At 71.2% G+C, this 25,063-nt stretch carries 22 protein-coding genes; 12 read left to right on the forward strand and 10 right to left on the reverse strand.

Translation table 11 applies throughout. The features are described 5' to 3' along the window. Window positions 1-2 precede the first annotated feature (2 nt). The 3 genes from Aple_RS11690 to Aple_RS11700 are packed head-to-tail and all read left to right on the forward strand — an operon-like array spanning window position 3 to window position 3,440. Entirely contained in the window at window positions 3-1,142 is a 1,140-nt protein-coding gene (locus tag Aple_RS11690) for an acyl-CoA dehydrogenase family protein (protein ID WP_155344563.1), read from the forward strand. A 35-nt stretch (window positions 1,143-1,177) separates the two neighbouring features. After that, window positions 1,178-2,191: an acyl-CoA dehydrogenase family protein gene (locus Aple_RS11695; protein ID WP_155344564.1), complete on the forward strand. Its 1,014-nt coding sequence runs from the start codon at window positions 1,178-1,180 to the stop codon at window positions 2,189-2,191. A gap of 25 nt (window positions 2,192-2,216) precedes the next feature. Further along, window positions 2,217-3,440: an acetyl-CoA C-acetyltransferase gene (locus Aple_RS11700; protein WP_155344565.1), complete on the forward strand. Its 1,224-nt coding sequence runs from the start codon at window positions 2,217-2,219 to the stop codon at window positions 3,438-3,440. 12 nt (window positions 3,441-3,452) lie between these two features. Here the strand turns inward: Aple_RS11700 and Aple_RS11705 are convergent, their stop codons facing one another. Both Aple_RS11705 and Aple_RS11710 read right to left on the reverse strand, forming a co-directional pair. Next, window positions 3,453-4,202 (reverse strand): GntR family transcriptional regulator, encoded by a 750-nt coding sequence (locus tag Aple_RS11705; RefSeq protein WP_155344566.1) that lies wholly within the window; start codon window positions 4,200-4,202, stop codon window positions 3,453-3,455. Between the two features lie 15 nt (window positions 4,203-4,217). After that, on the reverse strand, window positions 4,218-5,216 hold the full coding sequence (locus Aple_RS11710) for a MaoC family dehydratase (RefSeq protein ID WP_218038259.1): 999 nt from the start codon (window positions 5,214-5,216) through the stop codon (window positions 4,218-4,220). Window positions 5,217-5,336: 120 nt separating this feature from the next. Between Aple_RS11710 and Aple_RS11715 the strand changes: the two genes are divergently transcribed. From Aple_RS11715 to Aple_RS11730, 4 genes are read left to right on the forward strand one after another with little or no spacing between them, the layout of a single operon-like run. After that, on the forward strand, window positions 5,337-6,584 hold the full coding sequence (locus Aple_RS11715) for a CoA transferase (protein ID WP_155344567.1): 1,248 nt from the start codon (window positions 5,337-5,339) through the stop codon (window positions 6,582-6,584). Then, window positions 6,581-7,789 carry an acyl-CoA dehydrogenase family protein gene (locus Aple_RS11720; protein ID WP_155344568.1) on the forward strand — a complete coding sequence of 403 codons (1,209 nt, stop codon included), beginning with the start codon at window positions 6,581-6,583 and terminating at the stop codon, window positions 7,787-7,789. Before Aple_RS11715 ends, Aple_RS11720 begins: the two co-directional genes overlap by 4 nt. Next, the gene (locus tag Aple_RS11725) at window positions 7,786-8,631 is read left to right on the forward strand and encodes an HpcH/HpaI aldolase/citrate lyase family protein (RefSeq protein WP_155344569.1); all 846 of its coding nucleotides are present in this window, start codon (window positions 7,786-7,788) and stop codon (window positions 8,629-8,631) included. Before Aple_RS11720 ends, Aple_RS11725 begins: the two co-directional genes overlap by 4 nt. Further along, the gene (locus Aple_RS11730) at window positions 8,628-9,014 is read left to right on the forward strand and encodes a hotdog fold domain-containing protein (protein ID WP_155344570.1); all 387 of its coding nucleotides are present in this window, start codon (window positions 8,628-8,630) and stop codon (window positions 9,012-9,014) included. Before Aple_RS11725 ends, Aple_RS11730 begins: the two co-directional genes overlap by 4 nt. Before the next feature lie 34 nt (window positions 9,015-9,048). On the opposite strand, the gene Aple_RS11735 is transcribed toward Aple_RS11730, so the two are convergent. Both Aple_RS11735 and Aple_RS11740 read right to left on the reverse strand, forming a co-directional pair. After that, window positions 9,049-11,415: an FtsX-like permease family protein gene (locus Aple_RS11735; RefSeq protein ID WP_155344571.1), complete on the reverse strand. Its 2,367-nt coding sequence runs from the start codon at window positions 11,413-11,415 to the stop codon at window positions 9,049-9,051. After that, complete coding sequence (locus tag Aple_RS11740; protein ID WP_155344572.1) at window positions 11,412-12,098, reverse strand: ABC transporter ATP-binding protein; 687 nt, start codon at window positions 12,096-12,098, stop codon at window positions 11,412-11,414. The genes Aple_RS11735 and Aple_RS11740 overlap by 4 nt, the downstream gene beginning before the upstream one ends. Before the next feature lie 179 nt (window positions 12,099-12,277). Here Aple_RS11740 and Aple_RS11745 point away from each other — a divergent pair, with 179 nt between their 5' ends. Together Aple_RS11745 and Aple_RS11750 are read left to right on the forward strand one after the other, a co-directional pair. Then, window positions 12,278-13,507, forward strand: coding sequence for a sensor histidine kinase (locus Aple_RS11745; protein WP_170321412.1), 1,230 nt, complete (start codon window positions 12,278-12,280; stop codon window positions 13,505-13,507). Further along, window positions 13,504-14,205, forward strand: a complete 702-nt coding sequence (locus Aple_RS11750) for a response regulator (RefSeq protein WP_155344574.1) — start codon at window positions 13,504-13,506, stop codon at window positions 14,203-14,205. The genes Aple_RS11745 and Aple_RS11750 overlap by 4 nt, the downstream gene beginning before the upstream one ends. Here the strand turns inward: Aple_RS11750 and Aple_RS11755 are convergent. The 4 genes from Aple_RS11755 to Aple_RS11770 are packed head-to-tail and all read right to left on the reverse strand — an operon-like array spanning window position 14,199 to window position 18,802. Next, window positions 14,199-14,588, reverse strand: coding sequence for a Zn-ribbon domain-containing OB-fold protein (locus Aple_RS11755; protein WP_155344575.1), 390 nt, complete (start codon window positions 14,586-14,588; stop codon window positions 14,199-14,201). The two genes, Aple_RS11750 and Aple_RS11755, sit on opposite strands and share 7 nt — an antisense overlap. Before the next feature lie 11 nt (window positions 14,589-14,599). After that, on the reverse strand, window positions 14,600-15,757 hold the full coding sequence (locus Aple_RS11760) for a thiolase family protein (RefSeq protein ID WP_155344576.1): 1,158 nt from the start codon (window positions 15,755-15,757) through the stop codon (window positions 14,600-14,602). Beyond that, complete coding sequence (locus Aple_RS11765) at window positions 15,754-16,524, reverse strand: crotonase/enoyl-CoA hydratase family protein (RefSeq protein WP_155344577.1); 771 nt, start codon at window positions 16,522-16,524, stop codon at window positions 15,754-15,756. The genes Aple_RS11760 and Aple_RS11765 overlap by 4 nt, the downstream gene beginning before the upstream one ends. Continuing rightward, window positions 16,517-18,802 (reverse strand): CaiB/BaiF CoA transferase family protein, encoded by a 2,286-nt coding sequence (locus Aple_RS11770; protein ID WP_155344578.1) that lies wholly within the window; start codon window positions 18,800-18,802, stop codon window positions 16,517-16,519. The genes Aple_RS11765 and Aple_RS11770 overlap by 8 nt, the downstream gene beginning before the upstream one ends. Window positions 18,803-18,959: 157 nt before the next feature. On the opposite strand from Aple_RS11770, the gene Aple_RS11775 reads away from it, so the two are divergent. The 3 genes from Aple_RS11775 to Aple_RS11785 all read left to right on the forward strand — a co-directional run bounded on the left by Aple_RS11775 (window position 18,960) and on the right by Aple_RS11785 (window position 22,739). After that, window positions 18,960-19,874: a LysR family transcriptional regulator gene (locus Aple_RS11775; protein ID WP_155344579.1), complete on the forward strand. Its 915-nt coding sequence runs from the start codon at window positions 18,960-18,962 to the stop codon at window positions 19,872-19,874. Between the two features lie 142 nt (window positions 19,875-20,016). Further along, window positions 20,017-21,396 carry an MFS transporter gene (locus Aple_RS11780; protein ID WP_170321413.1) on the forward strand — a complete coding sequence of 460 codons (1,380 nt, stop codon included), beginning with the start codon at window positions 20,017-20,019 and terminating at the stop codon, window positions 21,394-21,396. 110 nt (window positions 21,397-21,506) lie between these two features. Further along, on the forward strand, window positions 21,507-22,739 hold the full coding sequence (locus Aple_RS11785; protein WP_155344581.1) for an acyltransferase family protein: 1,233 nt from the start codon (window positions 21,507-21,509) through the stop codon (window positions 22,737-22,739). 269 nt (window positions 22,740-23,008) lie between these two features. Here Aple_RS11785 and Aple_RS11790 read toward each other — a convergent pair whose 3' ends face one another. Then, window positions 23,009-24,241, reverse strand: coding sequence for a low temperature requirement protein A (locus Aple_RS11790; protein ID WP_246264386.1), 1,233 nt, complete (start codon window positions 24,239-24,241; stop codon window positions 23,009-23,011). 92 nt (window positions 24,242-24,333) lie between these two features. Next, the gene (locus Aple_RS11795) at window positions 24,334-24,930 is read right to left on the reverse strand and encodes a hypothetical protein (RefSeq protein ID WP_155344583.1); all 597 of its coding nucleotides are present in this window, start codon (window positions 24,928-24,930) and stop codon (window positions 24,334-24,336) included. Between the last annotated feature and the right edge of the window lie 133 nt (window positions 24,931-25,063).

The raw sequence follows: 25,063 nt of genomic DNA on the forward strand, positions 1-25,063 counted from the left end.
CCATGGACCTGCACCTGACCGAAGAGGACCGGACATTCGGCCTCGAACTCCGGCGCTGGCTCGACGACAACGTCCGGCCAGACTGGCGCTCGGCGGCGAAGACGCACGCGGACTACGTCGACGTGCAAAGAGACTGGGAACACCGGCTGGCCGCCGCCGGGTTCACCGGCATCTGGTGGCCCCGCGAGTTCGGCGGCATGGGCGCCGGCCCCACCCAGAAGGCCATCTTCGCCGAACTCACCGCCCGATCAGGCGCCCCCGAGGGACTGGGGCGCACCGGGCGTCGCCTCCTGGGCCCCGGAGTCATGAAGTACGGCACCCACGAGCAACAGGCCGAGATCCTGCCCGCGATCCTGACCGCGCGAACGTTCTGGTGCCAGGACTACTCCGAACCGGAAGCGGGATCCGACCTGGCCGGAGTCCGGACCACAGCCGTCCTCGACGGCGACGATTACGTCGTCAACGGGTCGAAGACCTGGACCTCCAACGCGCAGTTCGCCGACCGCTGCTTCCTGCTGGTCCGCACCGGACCCGACAAGCACGCCGGCCTGTCCGTCCTCCTGGTCGACCTGAGCCTGCCCGGCATCGAGATCAGGCCCATCGAACAGATCACCGGAGACCGCGGATTCTGTGAGGTCTTCTACAGCGACGTCCGGGTCCCGCGGGCCAGCCTGCTCGGAGCCGAAGGGCAGGGCTGGGAGATCGCCAAGTACATCCTCCGCTACGAGCGCGGCGCCGTCCACGTGTTCGACACCCTGGTACGGATCGACCGGCACCTCGCCGCCACGATCAGGACCGCGGGGGACGACCCGGCCGCGGCCGCCAGGATCGGCCGGTCCGGTGCCCAGGTCGCGGCCAGCCGCCTGATGGCCTACCGGGTGCTGACCGAGCAGATCAAGGGCGGGGAACCCACGGACGCGGGCTCGATGGCCAAGCTTTACTGGTCGAGCTCCTGGCTCGGCCTCGCCGAGACGGCCACGGCCATCGCCGGGGAGGGTTCGTTCGCGCCGGAGACCGACGACGAGCGCGCGGTGCTGCGGGGCTTCTTCGAATGCCGCCCCGGCACGATCGCGAGCGGTTCCTCGGAGATCCAGCGCGGGATCGTCGCCAAACGCCTGCTCCGGCTGCCCAGCAGGACCTGACTCCCCCGGACGCATGACGACGACAGAAGGAACCCATGTTTCTTGAACTGAGCAGCGACGAGCATGCCCTCATGGACGCGCTCCGGACCATGTCACACCGGCTCGGCCCCGACGCCGGCCCCGACCGGTGGTCGGACGCGCTGACGTCCTCCGGCTACTGCGGCATCACCGTCACCGACGGCGACTCGGCGCTCCAGGCCAGCTGCGCCAGCCAGATCATCGGAGAGGTGCTGGCACCGCTGAGCCTGGCCGGAATCCTCACCCTGGAATCCATGCTCGGCCCCGACGCCGCGATGTCTCCCGGTGGCGTCTTGGACGAGGCGCGTTCGGCCTGGCGCCGCGGCGAACGCCATCGGTTCGCGCTCGCGTACCAGACCGCTCCAGGTCGTGGCATGGCCGAGCTCCTGGGCCCTGAGCCCGATCTCGTGGTGCTGTGCGACGAGGAGGGCGCTCGGGTGGCCCGCCCCGGGGCGGTCGAGCTCGGCGAGCCGTCCGGCTGGACCGGCATGCCGGCGGTGTGCCGCGCGAGCTGGGACGCCGCCGCCACGATGGAGGAGATCGCCCCACCGCCGCAGGGGACCTGGAACGACCTCAACCTGCTCCTGCACGCGTCCGAACTGCTCGGGCTCGTGCGAACGGCGACCGAGCGAACCATCGAGTACGTCAAGCAGCGCCACCAGTTCGGCCGGCCGCTCGCGGCCAACCAGGTCATCGCCCACCGGGTGGTCGACGTGGTCACCGAGATGCACGCCGTACAGGCGCTGCTCGAGTACGCGGCCTGGGCCTGGGGTGACGGGCGGAGCGCACCCGAGTCGGGCTGCTGGGCGCACGCGGCTTTCGGGCTGACCTCCGAGTGGGCGGTGAAGGCGCTCCGTGAGGCCTTCCAGTTCCACGGTGGCATGTCCATGACCGCCGAGCTGTGGCTCCACCACTGGTTCCGGCGCGGCAACCGCCTGGCCAACTTCCAGGGCGACGCGACCGCGCACTTCGCGAAGGCCGGCACCGGCCTGATGCGGGGCGCCAGCCTGGCCGTGCCGATCTTCCCATAATGTTCTCCAAGCTCAGGGGGTTCTCGTGAACAGCGCTCGGGACGTCGTCATCACCGCACCGGTGCGGACCCCGATCGGCCGGTACGGCGGAGGCCTCAAATCGTTTTCCGCGGCGGACCTGGGCGCGCTGGTGCTGCGGGGGCTCCTCGCCCGCACGGGTGTCGCCGGTGAGGCGATCGACGACGTCGTCGTGGGCCATGCCAACGGAAACTCCGAGGCGCCCGCGATCGGCCGGGTCATCGCGCTCGACGCGGGTCTTCCCGACACCGTGCCGGGCCAGCATGTCGACCGGCGGTGCGGATCCGGCCTGCAGGCGGTGATCAACGCCGTCATGCAGGTCCACTGCGGAGCCCACGACCTCGTTGTCGCGGCGGGCGTCGAGAGCATGAGCAACGTGCCGTTCTACTCGACGGACATGCGATGGGGTGGCGCCCGCTCCGGGATCCGCGTGCACGACGCGCTGGTCCGGGGGCGGGTGACGGCCGGTGGGCGCTTCCACCGGATCGCGGGCGGCATGGTGGAGACCGCGGAGAACCTGCGCGCCCAGTACGGCATCTCACGCGAGGAGCAGGACGCCCTCGCCGCGGAGTCGCACCGGCGCGCCGTCGCCGCCCAGCGTGCCGGTCTCTTCCGCGACGAGATCATTCCGGTGGAGATCCCCGGCAAGGAGGAGGTCCGCGACGACGAGCACCCCAGGCCCGGCACCACCGCCGAGCGGCTGGCGAAACTCACGCCGGTGCTCGACGGCGTCATCGAAGGCGCGACCGTCACCGCAGGGAACGCCAGCGGCCAGAACGACGCCGCGGCGGCGTGCATCGTAACCACGCGGGAGCGCGCCCGGCAACTCGAGCTGCGCCCCGCGCTACGGCTTCGATCGTGGGCCGTCGCGGGAGTCGGCCCCGAGGTCATGGGGATCGGCCCGGTGCCGGCCACAGCCCGTGCGCTGGCCATCGCGGACCTGAGCCTCGACGACATCGATCTCATCGAGCTCAACGAGGCGTTCGCCGCCCAGGCCCTCGCCGTCATGCGCGAGTGGGACGTCACCGACGGCGACCGGGACCGGATCAACGTCAACGGGTCGGGCATCTCGCTCGGACACCCGGTGGGCGCCACCGGGCTGCGGATGCTCGCCACCCTGGCACGGGAGCTCGACCGGCGCCGGGGGCGGTACGGGCTGGCCACGATGTGCATCGGCGGCGGCCAGGGCCTGGCCGCGGTCTTCGAGGCCTGTGACGGTGAGGCCCAATGAGGGTTCCCGGCTTCAGGTCACGCTGCGGCGCAGCTGGGTCCGGTAGGAGTAGAGCTCGGGCAGGAACCAGCTGATCGCGAGCTCGACAGGGGTCCCCTTGGTGTCCCGGTAGAGGCGGTCGATCCGCAGCAGGGGGTGGCCGACGGCGCAGCCGAGCCGGCCCCCCACCTCGGCGTCCGCGCGCGAGACCGTGATGCTCTGGTCCGCCTCGGCGATCGGCGCGTCGAGCAAGGTGTCGAGCAGCCCGATGATGGTCACCTCGCTGGTCGATCCCTCGGCCATCAGCTCCGGCACCGAGGACAGGGCGAGGCCGGCCGACGGGGGGACCGACACCACGGTCAGGCAGAGTGGGGCCCCCTCGTGGGAACGGCGGAAGACGACGGTGTGGACCACGTCACCGGACAGGCGCAACCGGCTCGCGGCGTTCACGTCGACCTGGCGGCGCAGCGGGGCGACGACCTCCATCCGGGTGTCCTCGGACAGCCCCATGAGGTCCTCGATGGAGCCGAACTGGCGCAGGTAGGCGCCGTCGCGCGGCGCCGCGAACGTGCCCCGGCCGGGGACGCGGTAGACCATGCCCTCGGCCACCAGGTCCTGGAAGGCGCGCCGGACCGTCTGCCGGCTGACGCCGTGCCGCGCCGACAGCTCCGCCTCGGTCGGCAGCCGTTGACCGTCGGCATACCGTCCTTGGAGGATCTGGCTCCTGACCTCGCGCGCCAGGGCCGTGTAACTACTCTCCCGACGTCCAGCACTCGCCGCCATGCTCCCTCATTCCCGTCATCCGGCAAGCATGACCACGAACCGCCAGTCGAGGACGTCGGCCGGCGGGAGACCGTCCCGGCGCGCGCGGACCCGCGACCGCAGACGGGCGAGGCCGCCCCGGGCCAGCCGCTCGGTCTGCTCCACTTCGATCGTGCTGGTCAGCGTATCGCCCTCCCGCACGGGGTCGACGTGGTCGCATCCGTGCCAGCCTACAACGGTGACGATCTCCGGAAGCGCCCGGACCGCCTGGTGGAGGGCGATCCCGATGGTGTGCCCGCCGTAGACGAGCCGGCCCGCGCCACCGGACGCGTCGTGGTGAACCTTGGCCACGTTGAGGGTGAGCCGGGCCAGTTCGGGCGCCGAGGTGACCACGTCTCCCCCGGCGACGTGGAAGACATCGCCCGGGGTGAGGTCTGCGAGCGGCCGCCCGCGCACCCGGGCCCGGTAGGCGTCCAGGTCCCAGTCCGCCGTCACCCGCGCCAGTTCGCCGAAGGCCGGGGCCGCGCCGATGGCGGAAAGATCGTCCGCGTGGCCGGTTTCCCGTTCTTCCTCGCGCAGCGGCAGCATGGCGCAGCGCCAGAAGTCCAGGACCGGCCGGTCGTGCTGGTCCCGGGTGCTGATCCGCAGGGCGGCCAGCCCGGTCGCGCGCCGTCCGGCACGCCGGGAGTTCTGGCGCAGGCCGACGACCTCGGTCACCGTCCGCAGGGTGTCGCCGATCCGGGGGGCCCGCCGGAACACGACGCCCCGGTAGAAGAGGTTCGCCGTCACGGTGTGCGTCGCGACCGTCGACTGGCCGATCGCGATGTCCCAGACCAGGTTGGGGCCGGCGAGGGCGGCGTCCTCGCCGGTCACCCTCCTGGACAGCTCGTGGTCCAGCACGAGCGGCAGCCGGCCCCCGACGATCGCCTGGTGTGCCGCCGCGAGGCCTTCGGTGAGGGTGAGGCCGGGGCCGTCGCCGAATCGTTGGCCGTGCCGCAGATCTTCGAAGTAGGGGCCGTCGATCAACGTCTGCAACGGGATCTCCTCTACGCTCAATCAATGTACGGCCAAATAGTACATCCACTCCACCAAACCCTCCTGTTGACACAGGAAGTACAGTCCGTCCAATATGGCCGTACAAATACGAGGAGGGGTATGGACCCGCAAGCCGTGCCGACGGAAGGCAGGCCCCTGGCCGGGCTGCGCGTCGTCGAAGTGGCCACATTCGTCGCCGCTCCCCTGGGCGGTATGACGCTGGCCCAGCTCGGCGCCGACGTCATCCGGATCGATCCGCCGGGAGGCGCGGCCGACCACACCCGCTGGCCGCGAGCCGCCTCGGGAGTGAGTCTCTACTGGACGGGCCTCAACAAGGCCAAGCGTTCCCTGTGCGTCGACCTTCGCTCCCCTCGGGGCAGGGATCTCGTCACCAGGCTGATCACCGAGTCGGGCCCGGGAGGCGGCATCGTGCTGACCAACGCGGCCCGCCCCTGGCTGAGTTACGAAGCCCTCTCCCAGCTGCGGCCCGATCTGATCCATCTCCGGATCGAAGGGCATCACGACGGGAGCCCCGCCGTGGACTACACGGTCAACGCGGCGACGGGGTTCCCCCTGGCGACGGGCGGGGAAGGCCAGGACGACCCGGTCAACCACGTGCTGCCCGCCTGGGACGTCGCCTGCGGGCTCTACGCGGCGATCGGCCTGCTCAGCGCGGAACGGCACCGCCGGATCACCGGCAGGGGGCAGGAGCTGAGCGTGGCACTCGGCGACGTCGCGCTCGCGACCGCGGCGAATCTCGGATTCCTGGCCGAAGCACAGGTCAACGGCGTCACCCGGCCCAGGATCGGCAACCACCTCTACGGCGGCTTCGCCCGCGACTTCACCACACGCGACCGGCACCGCGTCATGGTGGTGGCCCTCACCGCGCGGCACTGGGCGGACCTCGTCACGGCCACCGGGCTCCGCGCGCCGGTATCCGCGCTGGAAGCGGCACTGGACGCCGACTTCTCGCGGGAGGACGACCGGTTCGCCTACCGCGACGTCCTGGCCGGTCTGGCGCAGCGCTGGTTCGCCGGGCACGACCTGGAGCAGGTCCGGCAGGCGCTGAGCCGTACCTCCGTGTTGTGGTCGGTCTACCGGAGCTTCTCCGAACTCGCCGAAGACGACGACGTGCGCGCCAACCCCATGATGGGCCTCATCGACCAGCCGGGCGTGGGCGAACACCTCGCCCCGGCCTCCCCCCTCGGCACGACCGAGGCGCGCAGGCCGGTCAGGGCGCCCGTGCTCGGCGAGCACTCCGCCGAGATCCTCCGTACCGACCTCGGGTTGAGCGATCACCAGATCCGGGACCTGCAGGAAAGCGGGGTGGTGGCCTCCCCCCTCCCCGAGAAGAAAGGCACGCCATGAGCCGCCTAGCTCAGACCGAGGGACTCACCGACGTCCAGCGGGAAATCATCGCCACCGTCCGGGAGTTCGCGGACCGGGAGATCATCCCGTACGCCCAGGAGCTCGAACACGCCGACGAATACCCGCAGCGGATCGTCGACGGCATGCGCGAGCTGGGGCTGTTCGGCCTGACCATCCCCGAGGAGTACGGCGGGCTCGGCGAATCCCTGCTCACCTACGCCCTCGTGGTCGAAGAGATCTCGCGTGGCTGGATGAGCATCTCGGGCATCGTCAACACGCACTTCATCGTCGCCCACATGCTGCTCCAGCACGGCACCGAGGAGCAGAGACGACGCCACCTGCCGCGGATGGCCTCCGGTGAGCTGCGCGGCGCCTTCTCCATGTCGGAGCCGGGCTGCGGATCTGACGTGTCCGCCATCAAGACCAGGGCGGCTCGCGAGGGCGAGGCCTACGTCATCGGCGGGCAGAAGATGTGGGTGACCAACGGCGGGACCGCCACGCTCGTCGCGGTGCTCGTCAAGACCGACGAGGGAGCGGACTCGGTCTACCGGAACATGACCACATTCCTGGTCGAGAAGCGGCAGGGCTTCGGTGAGGTCGAACCCGGCCTCACCGTGCCCGGCAAGATCGAGAAGATGGGCTACAAAGGCGTCGACACCACCGAGCTCCTCTTCGACGGCTACCGCGCGTCGCCGGACCAGATCCTCGGCGGGACCCCGGGACGCGGCTTCTACCAGATGATGGACGGCGTCGAGGTCGGCCGCGTCAACGTGGCCGCGCGGGGCTGTGGGCTCGCGCTGCGCGCGTTCGAACTCGCCATCCGGTACGCCCAGCAGCGCGAGACCTTCGGCAAGCCGATCGCGGCCCACCAGGCTGTGCAGTTCCGCCTCGCCGACATGGCGACCAAGGTCGAGGCCGCGCACCAGATGATGGTCATGGCCGCGCGCAAGAAGGACTCCGGCCAGCGCAACGATCTGGAGGCGGGCATGGCCAAGTACCTCGCCTCGGAGTACTGCCGGGACGTCGTCGAGGACTCCTTCCGCATCCACGGCGGCTACGGCTTCTCGAAGGAGTACGAGATCGAACGCCTCTACCGGGAAGCTCCCATGCTTCTCATCGGCGAGGGAACCGCCGACATCCAACGTATGATCATCGGCCGCCGCGTCCTTGAGAACTACAAGCTTCAGAGCAGCGTGAACAGATGACAGTGGACACTTCCGGGCCGGAGGAACAGGCGGCGGTAAGCAGGCTGGTCGAATCGGCGACCACGTGGCTGTTCGTGCCCGGTTCCCGGCCGGATCGCTACGCGCGGGCGCTCGGCAGCGGCGCCGACGTCGTTATAGTCGATCTCGAGGATGCGGTGGCGCCCGGCGACAAGGGCCGGGCCAGGGAGTCGGCCGCCGGGCTGCTCGCGTCGAATCCGGCCGTGGCGGTGCGGGTGAACGGCGCGGGAACCCCCTGGCACGCCGGCGACCTCGCCCTCGTCGCCCGGTACTCGTGCGCCGTGGTCCTCCCCAAGGCCGAGTCGCCCGACGCGGTGGGTGACGTGGTGCGGGCTTCACGGTCGAAGGTCGTGCTGCCGCTGGTGGAATCCGCGCGGGGCGTGGTCCACGCCACGCAACTGGCCGCCGTCGAAGGTGTGCGCCGCCTGATCCTCGGCAACGCCGACCTTGCGCAGCAGCTGGGCGTGGCGCCGGACGACCGCCAGGCGCTGCTCATGTCGCGATCCCAGCTCGTCGCCGCGAGTGCGTACGCGGACCTGGTCGCACCCGTTGACGGTGTCACCCTGGAGCTCACCGATTCCTCCGTCTGCGCCGGCGACGCCCGGCACGGACGCGAGATGGGGTTCGGGGGAAAGCTCTGCATCCATCCCGCCCAGGTAGCCGCCGTACGCGACGCCTACCGGCCGACGGAGGCGGAACTGACGTGGGCGCGGAATGTCATGGCAAGCGCCGAAGCCGGCGCGGCCCGCGTCGGCGACACGATGGTCGACCGGCCTGTCGTGCTCAGGGCCGAGTGGTTGCTCCGGCAGGAGCGCTCCCTTTGACGGGGCAAGCCGACCCCGGCCAAGGCGATCCCCGGGCGATCTTCACCGCCGAGCTGCGGCGGGTGCTCGACGCCGCCCAGGGTACGGCCGGCGACGCGTGCCTTCCCGGCCACACGGCCACGGTCGCGGCGACCCTCACCCAGGTGATGGAGGCCCAGCCGGCCGCGGCCGGCCGGCCAGGCGTCACCACCGATCTCCAGGTCACCTACCGGCGGCCCATCCCGCCGCGCGCCGGCCTCACCGTCCGCGCCGGTCACCGCCTTCTCGACGACCGCAGAATCCTCCTCTGGGCTGAACTTGAAGCGGACGGCGAGCTTACCGCCGAGGCGACGGCGACCTTCGTCGCCGCCCTTCCGCTCGACGGAAATGTGTCGTGGCCCTGAACGAGAGCTCCTACTGACGGGTGCTCGATCTGCCCTACTCGGCGCGGAGCGCGGTGGCTGGGCGGGTGCGGGCGGCCCAGGTCGCCGGAATCAGCGCGCCGAGCACGGCCAGCGGCACCCCGGCCGCGGCCAGGGCGACGAGCTGGCCGGGTGGATAGATGTCGCGGATGCTGTCGGGGATGCCGGTCCCGGCGGCGTTGCCCATGACCGGCAGGACGACGCGGTGCAGGAACCAGCCGAGGGGCACGGCGGTCAGACCGGCGATCAGACCGACCCCGGCCATCGCCGTGATGACCATGGCCTGGATCTGGTACGGCGTCATGCCAAGCGACTTGAGCACCCCGATCTCGTGGATGCGCTCGCGCGTGTTGAGCACGACGGTGTTGAACACCGCGAGCGCGGCCACGGACGACAGCAGCAGGGTCAGGGTCGCGACCAGGCTGATCATGATGATGACGGTCTGCTGGCCGCTGTGGTCGGCGCGTATCTCGACGACGGCGTTCTGGCCGGTGAGAGCGCTGTCCAGCGCCTCGCGATAGTCGTGCGGATCGGTGCCGTCGGTCAGGGCGATCTCAAAACCTTCCAGCGGTTGGTCCCCGCCCAGCGGCGCCAGAGTGGCGGCGGCCCCGACCACGGCGAAGCCCTCGTTGCCGTTGACGAAGCCCTCCCCGACGACGCTGACCTGGATCCGCCGGTTCTCCCTGGTCAGCGTGAGGGTGTCGCCGACGGCCGCACCCGTGACGCTCAGCAGGCGCGAGCCGGCCACCACCTCGCCTGGACCGAGGTACCAGCGCCCGGAGACGAGCTCATAACCGACCCAGGACGCCTCGCCGTCGTAGGCGGTGACCGAGACCGGGTGGCTGACTCCGGTCACACCGGCGCTGGTGTCCCAGGTGCCCACCACGTGAGCGGTGCCGGGCAGGGCGTCGATGGCGGCCCGTACCGCCGCCGGGTCGGCTCTGCGGGGCGCCGTCCCGCGGTCACCTTCGCGGGCGTCGAGCTGCACATCGATCGGTACGGCGGCGACGCGGGTGAACGCGACCACGGCCCGGGACAACGAATAGGTCAAGCCGACGGCGAACACGACGGAGGCCGCGCCGATGAGCACGGCGAGCAGGGTGGCGACCGATCGGACCGGCCGGGCCGACAGGGTGCCGAGGCCGAAGCTGACCGGCCGGGGCAGCCGGGTGGCGGCGAGCCGGCGCCGGATGCGGTGGCCCCGGCCGACGCGCGGAGCGCGCCCCATGCTGATCGCCTGCACGGCGGAGATCCGCCCGGCACGCCAGGCCGCGGCCGCGGCGGTCAGCCCGACCGTGACCAGGATGGCGAGCGGGATGACGAGCCACACCCAGGGCGGGAGCGCCGCGTCGGCTGTGACGTCGAAGGCGCGCTGCGCCTGCCCGAGCACGGGCGCCGCGACCATGTTGCCCGCCCCTGCGCCGAGAGACGCGCCGATGATGCCGGGGAGGAGTATCTGCCCGATGTACACGGAGACGACCTGCCCGGGAGTGAAGCCGAGCGACTTGAGGATGCCGATCGTGTGGAATCCCGCGACCACCGCGCCGTTGACCACGTTCGCGACGATGAGCACCGACATGAGGATGCCGAGCACGGCGAACGCGACGACGAACGGCGCCATCGGCGCGGCCAGGCTGTCGGCCTGCAGTTTGCTGGACAGATAACCGGTGGAACCGAGCAGGGCTTGTTTGGGCAGCGTGGCCGTCGCCGCGGCGAGGCTCTGCTGAACGGCGGTGGCGTCGGCGGCCGAGGAGAACCGGTAGAGCATCTGCTTGCTCGCGGTCCCACCAGCGGCGTCGAGGAAGTCCTGGGTGGGCCAGACCCAGGCGTCGCCGGTGTTGGTGATCGAGTCGGCGATGCCGACCACGCGTAACGGCCCTGTCCCGGGCAGGTTCACCGTGACATTCGACTGGCCTGGCTGGATGACCTCCCGGCCCTCGTCCTCGGGCGGGACAGTGTGGCGGGCGAGCACGATCTGACCGGGACCGGTCAGCCATCGGCCTTCGTCGAGGGTGAGCCGGTCCACGGCGCCGAGCTGCTCGGCCCGTCCCACCACGGTCGCCACCGGTATTCCCATCCGCTCCGTGCCGACCTCGAGGTCGACGGTGATCGCGTCGAACGGGCCGGCCGCCACGGTCACCCCTGGCCGGTGGGCCGTCGCCGTAAGCGCCGCCGTACCGGCCTGGGCGGGATCGAAGTAGGCGGCGGCATGCGCTCCGGCCTGGTGGGCGAAGGCATGCGCGAACGGGGCGTCCGACACCACCAGCAGGCCCGTGCCCAGCACGGCGGTCGCGGTGGACAGCAGCGTCACCACACCGACGACCAGGGTCTGCACCCGCCGCCCGGCCACCGCGGCACGCACCGCGACCCGCACCGCCTTCATGCCCGCACCCCCGGGTGTGCCACGACGCACCCGTCGGCCAGCTCGACCACCCTGCCCGCGCAGCGGGCGGCCAGCGCGGGATCATGGGTGACCAGCAGCAGCGTCTGCCCGCCCTGCCCGAGCTCGCGCAGCAGCTCGGTGACCTGCCCGCCGGTACGGGCGTCCACCGCGCCGGTGGGCTCGTCGGCCAGGAGCAGCACCGGCCTGTTGATCAGCGCCCGGGCGATGGCGACCCGCTGCCGTTGCCCGCCGGACAGCCGGGCCGGATAGGCGTTGGCCTTGTCCGCGATGCCGAGAGCTTCCATGAGCTCACCGGCGCGGGCCCGGGCACTGCCCGCCGGTACGCCCGCGAGCTGCGCGGGCAGCAGCACGTTGTCCCGCGCGGTCAGGTCGTCGAGCAGGTGGAAGAACTGGAAGATGATCCCGATATGGGTGCGCCGGAACAGCGCCAAGCGCCGTTCGGAAAGCCGGGTCAGTTCCGCCCCGGCGACCTCGACGGTGCCGGACGTGGGCCGGTCGAGACCGGCGACCAGGTTGAGCAGGGTGGATTTGCCGCTGCCGGAAGCCCCCATCACCGCCACGGCCTCGCCGGCGGTCACGCCGATGGTGACCTGATCGAGGGCCAGTGGCCCCGCGGATTCGTACTGTCTGCTGGCGGCGTTGAGTTTGACCAGTTCAGCCATGGTGTTGCCCCTTTCGCGCGGTCTGGCCGGTAACGCTAGGCCGACCGGGTCCCAGGGCGCGTCGCACGTGGGGTTGGTCTCGGCTACCTCTCCCGGTGGAGGTGAGCCTCAGGTCATCCTTGCGATGTACAGCGGGCGATGGACGCGTGGCCGGGAGGTGAGGCACAAAGATGGTGGGTATGTTCCGCGCCACGCTGGCCACGATCCGCGCGCACCCGGCGCGGGTGGACCTGGTCATGGCGGTGCTGTTCAGCCTCGCCGCGACCTGGTTCGCGCTGCGGACCGGGCCGAACTCCACGTTCTCTTCGACACCGCAGGTCGACACCGACCCCTTCCGGCCAAGGCCGGAGATCCTCGCCGAGGAGGGAGCTGCCGCGGATCCGCTGCGGATCGCGGCGCTGAGCCTGCTGGTGACCCTTCCGCTGGCGTGGCGGCGCCGCTGGCCGCTGGCCGTCTTCGCGATCCAGTTCGCCGGAGTGCTCGCCGTCGGGAGCGGCTCCGGCGCCGCGGCGAGTTTCGTGGCCGTTCTCATCGGCGCGTACTCGCTGGCCGTGTACGGACGCCGGCCTGTGCTGTCGGTCGGCGCCCTCCTGGTCACGTGCGTCTTCGTCGCGGTCACCTTCGCCGAGGTCACCCCGCCCATACCCGGCTGGGCGAGCTCGTTCGCGATCCTGCTGCCCATCGCCCTGTTCGGCCTGACGATCAGGGCGGCCCGCTCCCGGGCCGACGCCTGGGCCCAGCGCGCCGAGGCGCTGCGGGACAGCCAGGAGGCCGCCGCCCGGGCCGCGGTCGCGCAGGAGCGGGCCCGCATCGCCCGCGAGCTGCACGATGTGATCAGCCATCATGTCAGCGTGATGGTCATCCAGGCCGGGGCGGCCGAGAAGGTCATCGGCACCAGGCCGGACCTGACCCGGAGCTCGCTGACCGCGATCGCCGCCAGCGGCCGGGAGGCCATGGGCGAGTTACGCCATCTCCTGGGCGTCCTCGCCGCTCCCGCCGAGGACCGCGATGATCCGCTTCGCCCGCAGCCCGGCCTGGAGCAGCTGGACGCGCTGGTGGACAAGGTGCGTGCCGCCGGGCAGCCGGTCACCATCCGGCGAACCCGCGCCGACCTCACCCGGAGCGCCGACATGGCCGCCTACCGCGTCGTCCAGGAGGCGCTGACCAACGCGCTCCGGCACGCGCCCGGCGCCGCCACGACCGTGGTCGTCGAACTCGACGGGCCCACCCTGGTCGTGGAGGTGAGCGACGAAGGGGCGCCGGGCAGCGTGGTGGTCCCCGCGGGAGCCGGGTCCGGGCTGCTCGGGCTGGCCGAGCGGCTGGCCATCTACGGCGGAACGCTGAAGACCGGTCCTCGGCTCGGCGGCGGCTTCAAGGTGTCCGCGCGAATCCCGGCGCAGAGTTCATGACCGCGCCGTTCGTGCCCGCGCCCCGCGTGCTCATCGCCGACGACCAGGCTTTGGTCCGTACCGGATTCGCGATGATTCTGGCCGCCGACGGAATCGACGTCGTGGGCGAGGCCGCCGACGGCGGCGAGGCCATCGCGGCGGTCCGGCGACTCCATCCCGACGTCGTCCTCATGGACATCCGCATGCCCGCCATGGACGGGTTGGAGGCCACCCGCCGCATCCTCGCCGACCCCGCCACCACCGAGACCACCCGGGTCATCATCCTGACCACCTTCGACCTGGACCAGTACGTCTACGCCGCGCTCACCGCCGGAGCCAGCGGTTTCCTCCTCAAGGACGTCACCCCCGACCACCTCGTCCACGCCGTCCGGCTGGTACGGCGCGGCGACGCGATGCTGGCCCCGGCGATCACCCGGCGCCTCATCCAGCGCTTCGCCCGGACCGGCCCGGACCACCCCCGGCTCCATCGCGACCTGGCCGGGCTAACCCCTCGCGAGCTGGAGGTCCTCACCCTGCTCGCGGGCGGGCTGAGCAATGCGGAACTCGCCGGAAGCCTGTTCCTCAGCGAAGCGACCGTGAAGACCCATGTCACCAGGATCCTCACCAAACTAGGACTTCGTGACCGCGTCCAGGCTGTCGTCGTCGCGTACGAGACCGGGCTGATCACCCCCGGCCAGAAGCCGGACCAGCCCTACTGACGGGTGCTCGCGGGGGTGAAGACGGGGACGGCCTCGCCTCCCTCGGGCCGTTCGAAGGCGACGCGCACGCGCAGGTCGGACAGATCCTCTGGCAGGTCCCCGGTGAGCTGGACCTGCATCCAGGGGCCCTCGTCGAGCTCGACGATCCCGACCGTCACGGGCGGCAGGCCCTTGGTGTGGACGACGGACCAGGTCACCACCGTTCCCGTCCCGGCGGCCGGAGTCCACGACAACTCGGGCGAGGCACAGTGCGGGCAGGTGCGCGTCTGCGGCGCGGCCCATCCGCCGCAGCGGTCACAGCGGCGGATCAGCAGGTCACCGCGCGCGGTGCCGTCGAAGAACTCGGCGGTGGCCGCGTCGCGCCGGACGATTCCCACGGGCATCGGCGGGGCTCCTATCGCGGATTCGGGCTGAGGACGAGGGTCGAGTGATGGTCGAGCAGGCCGCCGTTGCCGCTGACCAGCACCAGGTCGTGGCGCGGGGCCTGGCGCTCGCCACCCTGGCCGCGGGCCTGGATTACGGCCTCGGAAAGCGGCGTCATGCCCCACATGTAATAGGAGGACAGCTGGCCGCCGCCGGTGTTGACCGCCAACCGTCCCCCCGGGCCGAGCGCACCGCTGGCCGCGAAAGGGCCGCCTTCGCCCTTGGCGCAGAAGCCGCAATCCTCCAGGGAGAGCAGCGCGGTGAAGGTGTAGCAGTCGTACAGCTCGGCGACGTCGATGTCGGCGATGGTCGCGCCGGCCATCTTCAGCGCCGTCGGGCCGGAGATCGCCGCGCCGCTGACCAGGCCCAGGTCGCTGCCGGGGCCCATGACGTAGCCGGGGTGGGCCTGGCCCCAGCCGAGGATGTGCACGGCCGGCTGGGGCAGGTCGGCGGCGCGGTCGGCGGAGGTGACGATGACCGCGACGCCGCCGTTGCTGACCAGGCAGCAGTCCAGCAGGTGGAAGGGCTCGGCGATCCACCGGGAGTTCTGGTGGTCGGCCAGGGTGATCGGGTCACGCATCTGGGCCAGCGGGTTCCTCGCCGCCCAGGCCCGCTGGGCGACCGCGATGTGGCCGAGCTGCTCGCTGGTGGTGCCGTACTTCCGCATGTGGCGGCGGGCGGCGAGGGCGTACATCGTGTTCGCGCTGTAGATGCCCGAGGCGGCGGCCAGGCCCTGCCAGCCGGTGGGCCTTCGTCCGGCGCCCGCGTAGGCGGCCCCCGCTCCGGACGACGGATCCTTCAGGGGGGCGTCGGCGAAGACGCAGGCCACCACGTCGGCCATGCCGGAGCCGACGGCCATGGCGGCGTACTGGACCATGGCGCCGGCGGAGGAGCCGTACGCCTGGATCTCCGACAGCAGTCGCAGGTCGCGCAGGCCCAGGTCCCGCTGGAGGCCCAGGCCGACGTCGCCGCTGATGCCGGTGTTGGTCAGCAGCCCGTCGATGTCGGGCACGGCCAGGCCCGCGTCGGCGGCGGCCAGCCGGACCGCGTCGGCGGCGAACTCCGCCGCGGTGCGGCCGTAGACCTTGCCCATCTCGGTGATGCCGAGACCGGCGATGACCGCGTTCATCGGCCCTCCCACACGGGGGCGCGTTTCTCGGCGAACGCGCGCGGCCCTTCCTTCGCGTCGGCGGACTTCATGATCAGCTCCGTCTCGGCGGCCGTGCGGGCCCAGGCGTCCGCCTCGGAGAACCCGCGGGCGATCCGCTTGCTGGCCTGCACCGACAGCGGCGCGTTGGCGCAGATGCGCCCGGCCAGTTCGAGCGCCGCCGGCACCACCTGTTCCTGCGGCACGACCCGGTTGATCAGGCCGAGCCGGAGCGCCTCGGCGGCCGGGACGGGATCGCCGGTGAGCAGGATCTCCATGGCGACCTTGGCCGGCAGCTGCCGTACCAGCCGGAACGCGCCGCCCGCGCCCGCGATGATGCCGCGTTTCACCTCCGGCAACCCGAAGCCGGCCGTCTCGGCGGCGACCACCAGGTCGGCCCACAGGGCGATCTCGGTGCCGCCGCCGAGGGCGAACCCGTTGACGGCGGCGACGACGGGCTTGCTGATCGGATGTGTGACGCATCCGGCGAATCCCCAGTGGGGTGGCAGCCCTTCGGTGGTGAACTCGCCCCGGGCCACCGCCTTCAGGTCCGCTCCGGCGCAGAAGGCCTTGTCCCCGGCCCCGGTCAGCACGACCGCCCGGATCGAGGGATCCGCGTCGGCCTCGTCGAGGGCCGTTCCGACGGCCCGCGTCAACGCCGCGTCGACGGCGTTGCGGACCTCGGGACGATTCAATGTGATCAGCATGACGTGGTCAAGGCGCTCGGCGAGCGCGGCGGGCTCAGTCATGGTCGGCTCCTTCCAGTACACCGGCCTCGATCAAGGCCTCGATCTCCGGTTCCGCCAGGCCGAGCAGCCTGGCGGCCACCGCCCGGGTGTGCTCCCCCGCCAGGGGAGCCGGGCGCAGTTCGGGGTCGGCCACCCCGCGGAAGCCGGCGGGCCCGTTCTCGGTGCGCACCACATGGCCGATGTACGGCTGGCGCATCTCCCGCAGGAACCCGCGCGCGCTGAGTTGCGGATCGTCCAGGTACTCGATGACCCGCTGCATCATCCCCGCGGGCACCCCGGCCGCCTGCAGGACCGCCATGCACTCGCGCGGCGGCCGGGCCGCCGTCCACGCGGCGATGTCCTGAGATCCGACGACCTCGCGCAACCGGCGCCGCTGCTCGTCGGTCTCGGCCGCGACGACGATCCACTCGTCGTCGCCGGCGCAGGGGAAGATCCCCTGGAACAGGTCCCCCGGGTCGGTGAACGAGCCGGGCGCCAGGGACTCGTGCAGGAAGTTCGTGGAGAACTGGGTGAGGATCGTCTCGGCCTGCGCGACGCTGACCGTCCCGCCCTTCCCGGTACGGCGCCGCTCGATCAGTGCCGCCAGCACGCCCACCGCGCCCACCCGGGCGGCGACATGATCGGGGTAGATCGTGATGGCGTCGCAGAACCCCGCCTCGACCCCGTGGTCCCGCCACAACATGGTCAGCCCGGTCGACGCGCGGACGAGCGGGCCGTACCCCATTCTCCTGCTCCACGGCCCGGTCGAGCCGAGGGCGCTGCTGTCGGCCATGACGATGCGCGGGTTCAGCGCGCTGAGGACGTCGTAGCCGATGCCGAGGGACTCCAGCGTGCCCGGCTTGAAGTTGGACAGGACGACGTCGGACTCGGCGGCCAGCCGTTTGAATAGCTCCAGCCCTTCGGGGGATCGCAGGTTGATCCCGGCGCTGAGCTTGTTGCGGTGCCCCCAGGTGAAGCTGACGCTGATGGTCTCCCCGGTGAGCGACTGGCGGCTGCCGTCGGGGTAGGCCCGGCTCTCGACCTTGATGACCTCGGCGCCCTGGTCGGCCAGGAGCCGCCCGAGTTCGGCGCCGACCACGATCACGCCCAGGTCGAGCACCCGCAGCCCGGCGAGGGGCCGTTGTTTCGGCGGGGCCGGCCGCTTGGCGGGCGGGGCGGGCCGGGTCTCCGCGAACACCTCCGCGTTGTGCTCCCCCACCTCCGGTGCCGGGCGTCTGGGCCCCGCGCGGACCCCGTTGACCTCGACGTATCCGGACGGCAGCCGCCCGGCCAGCCCGGGGGCGACCACCATGTCGACGAAGCCGCCGCGCGCCAGGAAATGCGGGCTGGCCAGCACCTCGCCCGGGTCGAGCAGGGCCGCGATCGGCACCCCGCGCTCCTGGCCCTGGGCGATGAGCTCCTCACGCGCCTGGTTCCTGAACAGATCGCCGATCAGCACGTGCAGCCGCTCGGAGGCGCCGAACCTGGCGGCCAGGTTGTCGTATTTCGGGTCGGCGAACTCCGCGGGTTCGCCGAGCCAGCCGAACATGCCGCGCCACTGGCGTCTGGCCAGCACGCAGATCCGGACGTACCCATCGGCGCAGGGGAAGATCGGGTAAAGGTTGCCCGCCGCGGGGCGGCCCCGCGGCAGGGCGGTGGCCGGCACTCCGCCGGTGGCCGAGCCGCCGATGCCGAAGCCGGGGTCGATGACCTGCGCGGTCATCTCGTACACCGAGCAGTCGACGTGGTCGCCCACCCCCGTGCCAAGCCGGTTGTAGTACGCCACCAGCGCCGCCCACGCGGCCTGCACGGCCGCCGACTCCTGCGCCAGCGGCCCCGGCGGCAGGACCGGCGCCCGACCGGGGATGCCCGACCGGGAGAGCACCCCGGCCAGGGCCAGATGGACCCCGTCGGTGCCGGCCCAGTCCCGGTAGGGTCCGGTCTGCCCGAAATCGGTGATCGACACGACGACCAGGGCCGGGTTGCGGTCGAGCAGCGCCGGCACGTCGAGGGTGCCCGGCCGTTCGGTCTCGATCAGGATGTCCGCCCCGGCCGCCAGGTCGAGCAGCCGGGGATCGTCCAGCGCCAGGGTGACGCCGCGCTTGCCGGCGTTGTGGGTCGCGAAATACAGGCTCACACCGCCGTGCAGAGGCGCCCGCTTCCGGGTCGGCGCCCCGCCGGGCGGCTCGACCCTGATCACGTCGGCCCCCAGGTCGGCGAGGAACCGGCCGCACATCTCGGCCTTGCCGTCGGCCAGGTCGACGACCCGGACGTCGGTGAGGGGAAGGCCCGTGGGCATGGTCAGATCACCCCAATGTGGGAGAAATTTCCAGGTGGATGACGAGAGAATGTCACGCTGATTTCGCTCTGAACACGTCCGAGTTCGCAACGTAGTCGTTGCCGGATCCGCAACGTCCGCCTTGACGTGCGGCGACGCCCGTCCCAGACTCCCCGCTATGGACGTGCAGCAACTCCGGTGTTTCGTCGCCGTCGCCGAGGAACTGCATTTCGGCCGGGCCGCCGAACGGCTGCACCTCACGCCCTCACCGGTCAGCCGCGCCGTCCGCGACCTCGAGCGCGCATTCGGCGTCGCCCTGTTCGTGCGCCGCTACCACCAGGTCGAGCTGACCACCGACGGCCGGGCCCTGCTCGATCCCGTGCGCGACGTCCTGGTCCGCGTCGACGGGCTCAAAGACCTGGTCAGCGCCCCGCCGGTGACCCGCCGCGTCGTGCACGTGGGCGGCACCCACCTGTCCCCGCCCGCGGTGATGGACCGCCTGCTGGCGATCACCGAGCAGCGTTTCCCCGGCCACGAGATCGAGGTGACCACGGCGCCGTCCGCCGAGCTGCTGCCCGGCCTCGAACGCGGCGAGCTCGACCTGGCCCTCGTGCACCTGCCGCTCGATCGCCCCGACCTGGACAGCCTGGTCGTGGCCCGCTACACGTTCTGGGTGATCGTCCGCGCCGACGACCCGCTGGCCGGCCGGGACGAGCTGAGCCTGCGCGACCTCACCGACCGCACCATGACGATCGGCCCGCCCGGCGTGCAGCCGGCCGCGATGAACCGCTTCAGGGAACGGCTGAAGGACGCCGGGATCATCTCGATCCACCGCATGCCCGACCACGACTCGGCCCTGCTGGCCGCCCACATCCGCCGCAGCCACGGCCTCACCCTGACCCTGCACCCCCGCCAGGGCGGCAGCTCCCGCGTCTTCGACGACCCGGCCTTCGCGGTCGTGCCGCTGCGCGACGACCTGGAGTTCCTGCTAGGCGTGGCCTGGTCGCGCCACCGGGCCGGCCAGGACGACGTCGTCGGTGAGCTGGTGGGAACCGTACGGCAGGAGTGGGCCGGGCATCCGCTCACGCTCTGACACGTTGCGTTTCCGCGCACGTGCACATGTGCCGATGCGCGATGGTCAACATCGGCGCGGGCCGCCTACGTTCAGCGCACCACATCAGCCTGAGCCTCGTGAGGTCCCACGCGAGCCGGCTCATCCTGTGCAAGGAGCCGTGATGTCTCACACCCCCCTCGACTCGTCCGTCTCGGCCGGTTCCATCAACGCACGCATCGACGCGATGCCGAAGGTCGGCCTCAGCCGCGCCGCCTGGTTCGCGCTCATGCTCTGCTTCTTCTTCGCCAACTACGACATCTCCGTCCTCACCATCACCCTGCCCGCGATGCGGGACGAGTTCGGCCTGGCCGGCGCCGAGCTGGGCTACCCCATCACCTGGAATCTCGTCGGCTACTGCGTCGGGGCGTACCTGTTCGGCCACATCGCGGACCGGCACGGCCGCCAGCGGGGGCTCCTGCTGACCATCGCCGCGCTTGGCGCGGGCGGGCTGCTCACGGCGTTCTCGTGGGATGTGTGGTCGCTGACGTTCTTCCGGTTCGTCACCGGCTGCGGGATGGGGGCGGTGCTGGCGCTGTGCTCGGCGTACATCGGCGAGATGGCGCCGAAGCACCAGCGCGGCGGCTACCTGTCCCGCCTCTACACCGTCGGCACCGTCCTGCTTCTGCTGGTCGGCTTCGCCTCCCTGCCGGTGCTGTCGGCCTTCGCCGGCGGCTGGCGCTGGCTGCTGGCCTTCGGCGCGCTGGTGCTGCTGGTGCTGCCGCTGGTCAATCGCCGGGCCCTGGTCGAGTCGCCACGCTGGCTGGTCACGGTGGGCCGGGCCAGGGAGGCCGACCAGATCGTGCGCGACATGGAGTCCCGCGTCGGCCTGCCGCCGGGCGGGACCGGCGTGCCGGTTGAGGCCCCCGCCGAGCAGGCGACCACGGCGGACGAGGAGCGGGTCCCGGCCCGCGCGCTGTTCAAGGCGCCGTACCTGTCGCGCATGCTCATCGTGCTGGGCTTCTGGTTCATCTTCTATCTCGCCATGTACGGCTATGCCAGCTACCTCCCGCTGATTCTGGAAGGCATCGGCATCTCCACCTCCGACGCGGTCCTGGTCAGCGTGCTGACCCGGGCGATGCCGCTGATCTCGGGGGTGGCGGCCGTGCTCCTGGTGGAGCGCATGGAACGCCGGACCATGGTCGTCATCGGCACGCTGGTGTTCGCAGCCGCGCTGCTGCTGATCAGCCTCGACCTCGGGGAGGCCGTGGCGACGATCGGCGCGCTGTTCAGCTCGTTCGGCATCGCGTTCATGGCGACCCCGGCGTACACCTACACCGCGGAGATCTTCCCCACCCGCGCCCGCGGCACCGCCTCCGCCATCGCCGACGGCGTCGGCCACCTCGGCGGCGCGGTCACCCCGTTCGTGGTCCTGCCGATCCTGACCACCTACGGCGCCCGCCCGGCGTCGTTCGTGATGGTGGCCCTACTGCTGATCGCAGCCGGAATCATCCGCCTCGGCGTACGCACCCGCGACCGGGCCCTGGCGGAAATCGCCACCTGACCGCCTAAGATCACGGAGGACATGAAACGGCATCCTAGATCTGGCCCAGGGCGCCGGGAAACCCCAGACTGAGGTTGTCACGGGTTGTCACGGACGACGGGGGAGGCAAGATGGCGGACCCGCACATCGACGTGGCGCACGCGGCCCAGCCCGAGCGGCGGACCGAACTGGACGCGATTCGCGCGCTGGTCGTGGTCGGGCTGGTGTTCTTCCATTCGGCGCTGGTGTTCGACACCCGCGACGACTACTACGTGAAGAACGCCGAGACCACCGACGCGACCATGATCGTGGCAGGGCTGGGCATGGTGTGGGCGATGCCGGCGCTCTTCCTCGTCGCCGGTCTCGGCTCGTGGCACTCGCTCCGCCGGCGTGGCGCGGGCGGGTTCGCGACGGAGCGGCTGCTGCGGCTCGGCGTCCCGCTGGTCTTCGCGACCCTCACGATCATCCCGGTGCCGCAGTGGCTCCGGCTGCGGGCCGACCCCGCCTACCACGAGTCGTACCTGCAGTTCTTACCGCAATTTTTCAACATTCACCTGGATTTATCCGACTTTCCGTTCATCGTGGCGGGCGAGCACTTCGAGACCGGGCACCTGTGGTTCGTGGAGATGCTGCTCGCGTACGCGCTGCTGCTCGCCCTGGCGCTCCGCTGGCTCCCCCGCGACCTCGGCCACCGGATCCGCGACCGGCTGGCCGTCACCGTAGCGCCGCGCGGCGCGGTGCTGCTGCTGCCGGCCATCCCGATCGCGCTGATCACCGCCCTGCACGGCATGGAGGAGGCCTTCGCGGGCTGGAGCCGCTGGGCATACCTGCTCTTCTTCCTCTACGGATTCGTGCTCGCCTCCGACGACCGATTCCGGACCGCGATGCGCCGCGACGCGACCCTCGCCCTCGTGGCCGGCCTGATCCTCTTCTCCATCGGCACACCAGGCTTCCTGACCATGGCCGGCACGCCGGGCGCGGACCCCCTCACCGACATGACCGCCCTCGCGATCGGCAGCCGCGTCCTGTTCGGCGCGGCAGGCTGGTGCTGCGTGGTCGCGATCCTGGGCCTGCTCGACCGCCGCCGATCAGCCCGGACTTCCGCGCCGGACCCTGAACCGCATCCGCGAGGCGGCCTGGGGACGCGCCTGTACGGCTACCTCGCCACCGCCGTACTGCCGCTGTACATCCTGCACCAGCCAATCGTCGTCGCCGTCGCGTACGTCGTGATCCGCTGGGACGCCCCGATGGTACTCAAGTACCTCACGATCGTCACAGCCTCCCTCACCCTGACCGTAGCCGCCTACGACCTGCTGGTCCGCCGCACGCGCCCAACCCGCTTCCTGTTCGGCATGCGCAACTGAACGAGAACCAGCACGACCAGGCGGCGGTGCGGGCAAGGTCCGCCAGCTAGATTCCCCGTGTCGAGTTGCTCGCGCGTTCAGCTTCGCGCTTCAGTTTGCGCCAGCCGCCGGCCTGATTGTTGGCGATAATCTGCCTGAACATGGCGGTGAGAGCGGGCACGTTGATGGTTTCACCCTGACGAAAGGCCACCGTGCGGGCCGGCCGGATTTCTACACCGCCGGCCCGAACAACGCAGCCTCGCCTGCGCGGGTCGCGGCGATGCGGGCGGTCACTGCTGTTCGTCCTGCTGCGGCGTGCCGCGGAGGCTACGTCGGACCTGCCCATTGCGAGTGGTCTCGACGACGATGAGGGCGGTCAGGACGGCCACCGAGCCGGCCAGACCGGCGAGTGGTGGGAGGACGACGGCGGCTGGCAGGACGGCGAGGAGCACGCAGGTCGCCACTAACCGCGGAAGGCTCAGCGCACCGTGCATGCGGCGCTCGAACAGCAGGTGCCCGGCCAGGTACAGCGCGAGGCCGCCGAAGAGCGGAAGCGCGTAGAAGGCGCCCAACGGCTTGCCCTCGCCGGCGTGCGCCACCACGCCCTCGACGCCGAGGGCGGCCAGCACGATGCCGGCGACGACGGGAAAATGCCCGTACGTGTACGCCTCGACCGCCAGGTCGACCCTGGCTCGGCCGCGCGCCTCGACGAGCCGGTGCTCGGCCGCGAGCGACACCACGTCGAAGTACAGCCACCACAGGCAAACGGCGACGGCGACGCCGAGAATGGTTGCGAACAACAGCGGCGCGCTGATGGGCTGGTCGGCGGCGCCGACACCGATGGCGACGACCGACTCGCCGATGGCCAGGATGATGAACAGGCCGTGCCGTTCGGTCAGGTGCGCCGGGCTGTGCAGCCGCCAGCCGCCGCGTCTGGCGGTGAGATAGATGCCGAGCCAGTCCACCAGGAGGGCCACGGTGAACAGCAGCGTCTGGGTCCAGCCACCCAGCAGTGCCCCGGACACCAGCAGAGCCGCAGCCGCCGTCATCGGCAGCCAGGTGACCACGATCTGGTGCCGCAACCCGGCGTCACCGGTGGCAGCCACGGCGTACACCGCAAGGTGCACGCAGCGGACCAGCAGATAGGCGCACACCAGCACAAGGGGGCCGTCCAGGCCCCCGGGGCCGTCCCGCCACGCCTCGGGAATGGTCAAGGCGACCACGAACATCGCCGCCATCGCGACGACCATCCCCGCCCGCACGAACCCCTCGTCGGCGCGCGAATGGTTTCCCAGCCATGTGTAGCCCGACCAGGTCCCCCACAGCAGGGCCAGCATCAGCAGCCCCTGCAGCACGCCGTGAGCGCTGTGCCCATCCGCCATGAAGCCGGTGACCTGCGTGACCGCGAAGACGTAGACCAGGTCGAAGAACAGCTCGAAGGGAGTCGCCCGATGGTCCTCGCCGGTGGGGCGAACACCCTTCGGCACCCTGACGCGCCGCCGGGCCTGACGCTGCTCAACCACAGCCAAACCCCTCCTCCATGGTCCACTCGGAGCATAGGGCCCAGCTTGCGAAACGGACGACATCCCGTCCGCGTCAGCCCGTCCTCGGGCTGTTAAGAGACGCCCTCGGCATCCATCTCCGTGCGCACCACATCTCCCAAGGCGGCACGGCGCCAAATGGCCGTGGCCAGCCATGCCAGCGTGGCTCCGACGACCACGTGCAGGGCGCTTGTCAGCGGGGTGTCGGGTAGCCGGGCCGCAATGGCGAATACGGGCAGGGAGATGCCATATGTCCAGACCGGGATGCGGGGATAGACGCGGGCGCGGACCATGGCGATCGTGAAGAGCACTGTGCCGACTGTGAAGACCAGGGCGCTGCCGAGTAGGGCGGATCTCGTGGGGGTGGCGAGGTTGTTCGTCACGGTCTCGCCGAGGTAGTAGAGGACCAGGTTCAGGGCGTAGGCGGCGCCGCCGAACAGGCTGAGTCCGATGAGATTGACGGCGTATCCGATCGAGCCGAGTGGGCCGGTGGCGTGCATCTGGCCCACGTGGAGTGCGGTGAGCAGCGGCACCGCGAGGGCCGGTGACATGCCGAGGATGAAGCTGGTGACCGCGGTCTCGCCCGTGAACGCCTCAACCGCCCCGGGGAGGGCGATGAACAGGCCGGAGAGCAAGCCGCAGACGGCGCCGAAACGCAGCAGGAAAGTCATGGTGGCGACGGTAGGAGCGCGGAGCAGGCCGGATAAGTGCCGACCAGGGGTGCCTGCGGCCAGAATTACCCGGCGGCGGGGTGCCGACCGGCACGTGCCGATCGGGCTATCGATCGATCACCGCTGCCTGCCG

It is taken from the genome of Acrocarpospora pleiomorpha, from assembly GCF_009687885.1.
Classification (GTDB): domain Bacteria; phylum Actinomycetota; class Actinomycetes; order Streptosporangiales; family Streptosporangiaceae; genus Acrocarpospora; species Acrocarpospora pleiomorpha.

What these genes read in the sequence shown, in the direction of transcription:
- Aple_RS11750 (WP_155344574.1), top strand. Translation starts at nt 13,504, where the DNA reads ATGACCGCGCCGTTCGTGCCCGCGCCCCGCGTGCTCATCGCCGACGAC.
- Aple_RS11715 (WP_155344567.1), top strand. Translation starts at nt 5,337, where the DNA reads ATGGACCCGCAAGCCGTGCCGACGGAAGGCAGGCCCCTGGCCGGGCTG.
- Aple_RS11775 (WP_155344579.1), top strand. Translation starts at nt 18,960, where the DNA reads ATGGACGTGCAGCAACTCCGGTGTTTCGTCGCCGTCGCCGAGGAACTG.
- Aple_RS11760 (WP_155344576.1), bottom strand. Translation starts at nt 15,757, where the DNA reads ATGAACGCGGTCATCGCCGGTCTCGGCATCACCGAGATGGGCAAGGTC.
- Aple_RS11725 (WP_155344569.1), top strand. Translation starts at nt 7,786, where the DNA reads ATGACAGTGGACACTTCCGGGCCGGAGGAACAGGCGGCGGTAAGCAGG.
- Aple_RS11695 (WP_155344564.1), top strand. Translation starts at nt 1,178, where the DNA reads ATGTTTCTTGAACTGAGCAGCGACGAGCATGCCCTCATGGACGCGCTC.
- Aple_RS11745 (WP_170321412.1), top strand. Translation starts at nt 12,278, where the DNA reads ATGTTCCGCGCCACGCTGGCCACGATCCGCGCGCACCCGGCGCGGGTG.
- Aple_RS11770 (WP_155344578.1), bottom strand. Translation starts at nt 18,802, where the DNA reads ATGCCCACGGGCCTTCCCCTCACCGACGTCCGGGTCGTCGACCTGGCC.
- Aple_RS11690 (WP_155344563.1), top strand. Translation starts at nt 3, where the DNA reads ATGGACCTGCACCTGACCGAAGAGGACCGGACATTCGGCCTCGAACTC.
- Aple_RS11735 (WP_155344571.1), bottom strand. Translation starts at nt 11,415, where the DNA reads ATGAAGGCGGTGCGGGTCGCGGTGCGTGCCGCGGTGGCCGGGCGGCGG.
- Aple_RS11785 (WP_155344581.1), top strand. Translation starts at nt 21,507, where the DNA reads ATGGCGGACCCGCACATCGACGTGGCGCACGCGGCCCAGCCCGAGCGG.
- Aple_RS11755 (WP_155344575.1), bottom strand. Translation starts at nt 14,588, where the DNA reads ATGCCCGTGGGAATCGTCCGGCGCGACGCGGCCACCGCCGAGTTCTTC.
- Aple_RS11795 (WP_155344583.1), bottom strand. Translation starts at nt 24,930, where the DNA reads ATGACTTTCCTGCTGCGTTTCGGCGCCGTCTGCGGCTTGCTCTCCGGC.
- Aple_RS11740 (WP_155344572.1), bottom strand. Translation starts at nt 12,098, where the DNA reads ATGGCTGAACTGGTCAAACTCAACGCCGCCAGCAGACAGTACGAATCC.
- Aple_RS11780 (WP_170321413.1), top strand. Translation starts at nt 20,017, where the DNA reads ATGTCTCACACCCCCCTCGACTCGTCCGTCTCGGCCGGTTCCATCAAC.
- Aple_RS11705 (WP_155344566.1), bottom strand. Translation starts at nt 4,202, where the DNA reads ATGGCGGCGAGTGCTGGACGTCGGGAGAGTAGTTACACGGCCCTGGCG.
- Aple_RS11765 (WP_155344577.1), bottom strand. Translation starts at nt 16,524, where the DNA reads ATGACTGAGCCCGCCGCGCTCGCCGAGCGCCTTGACCACGTCATGCTG.
- Aple_RS11720 (WP_155344568.1), top strand. Translation starts at nt 6,581, where the DNA reads ATGAGCCGCCTAGCTCAGACCGAGGGACTCACCGACGTCCAGCGGGAA.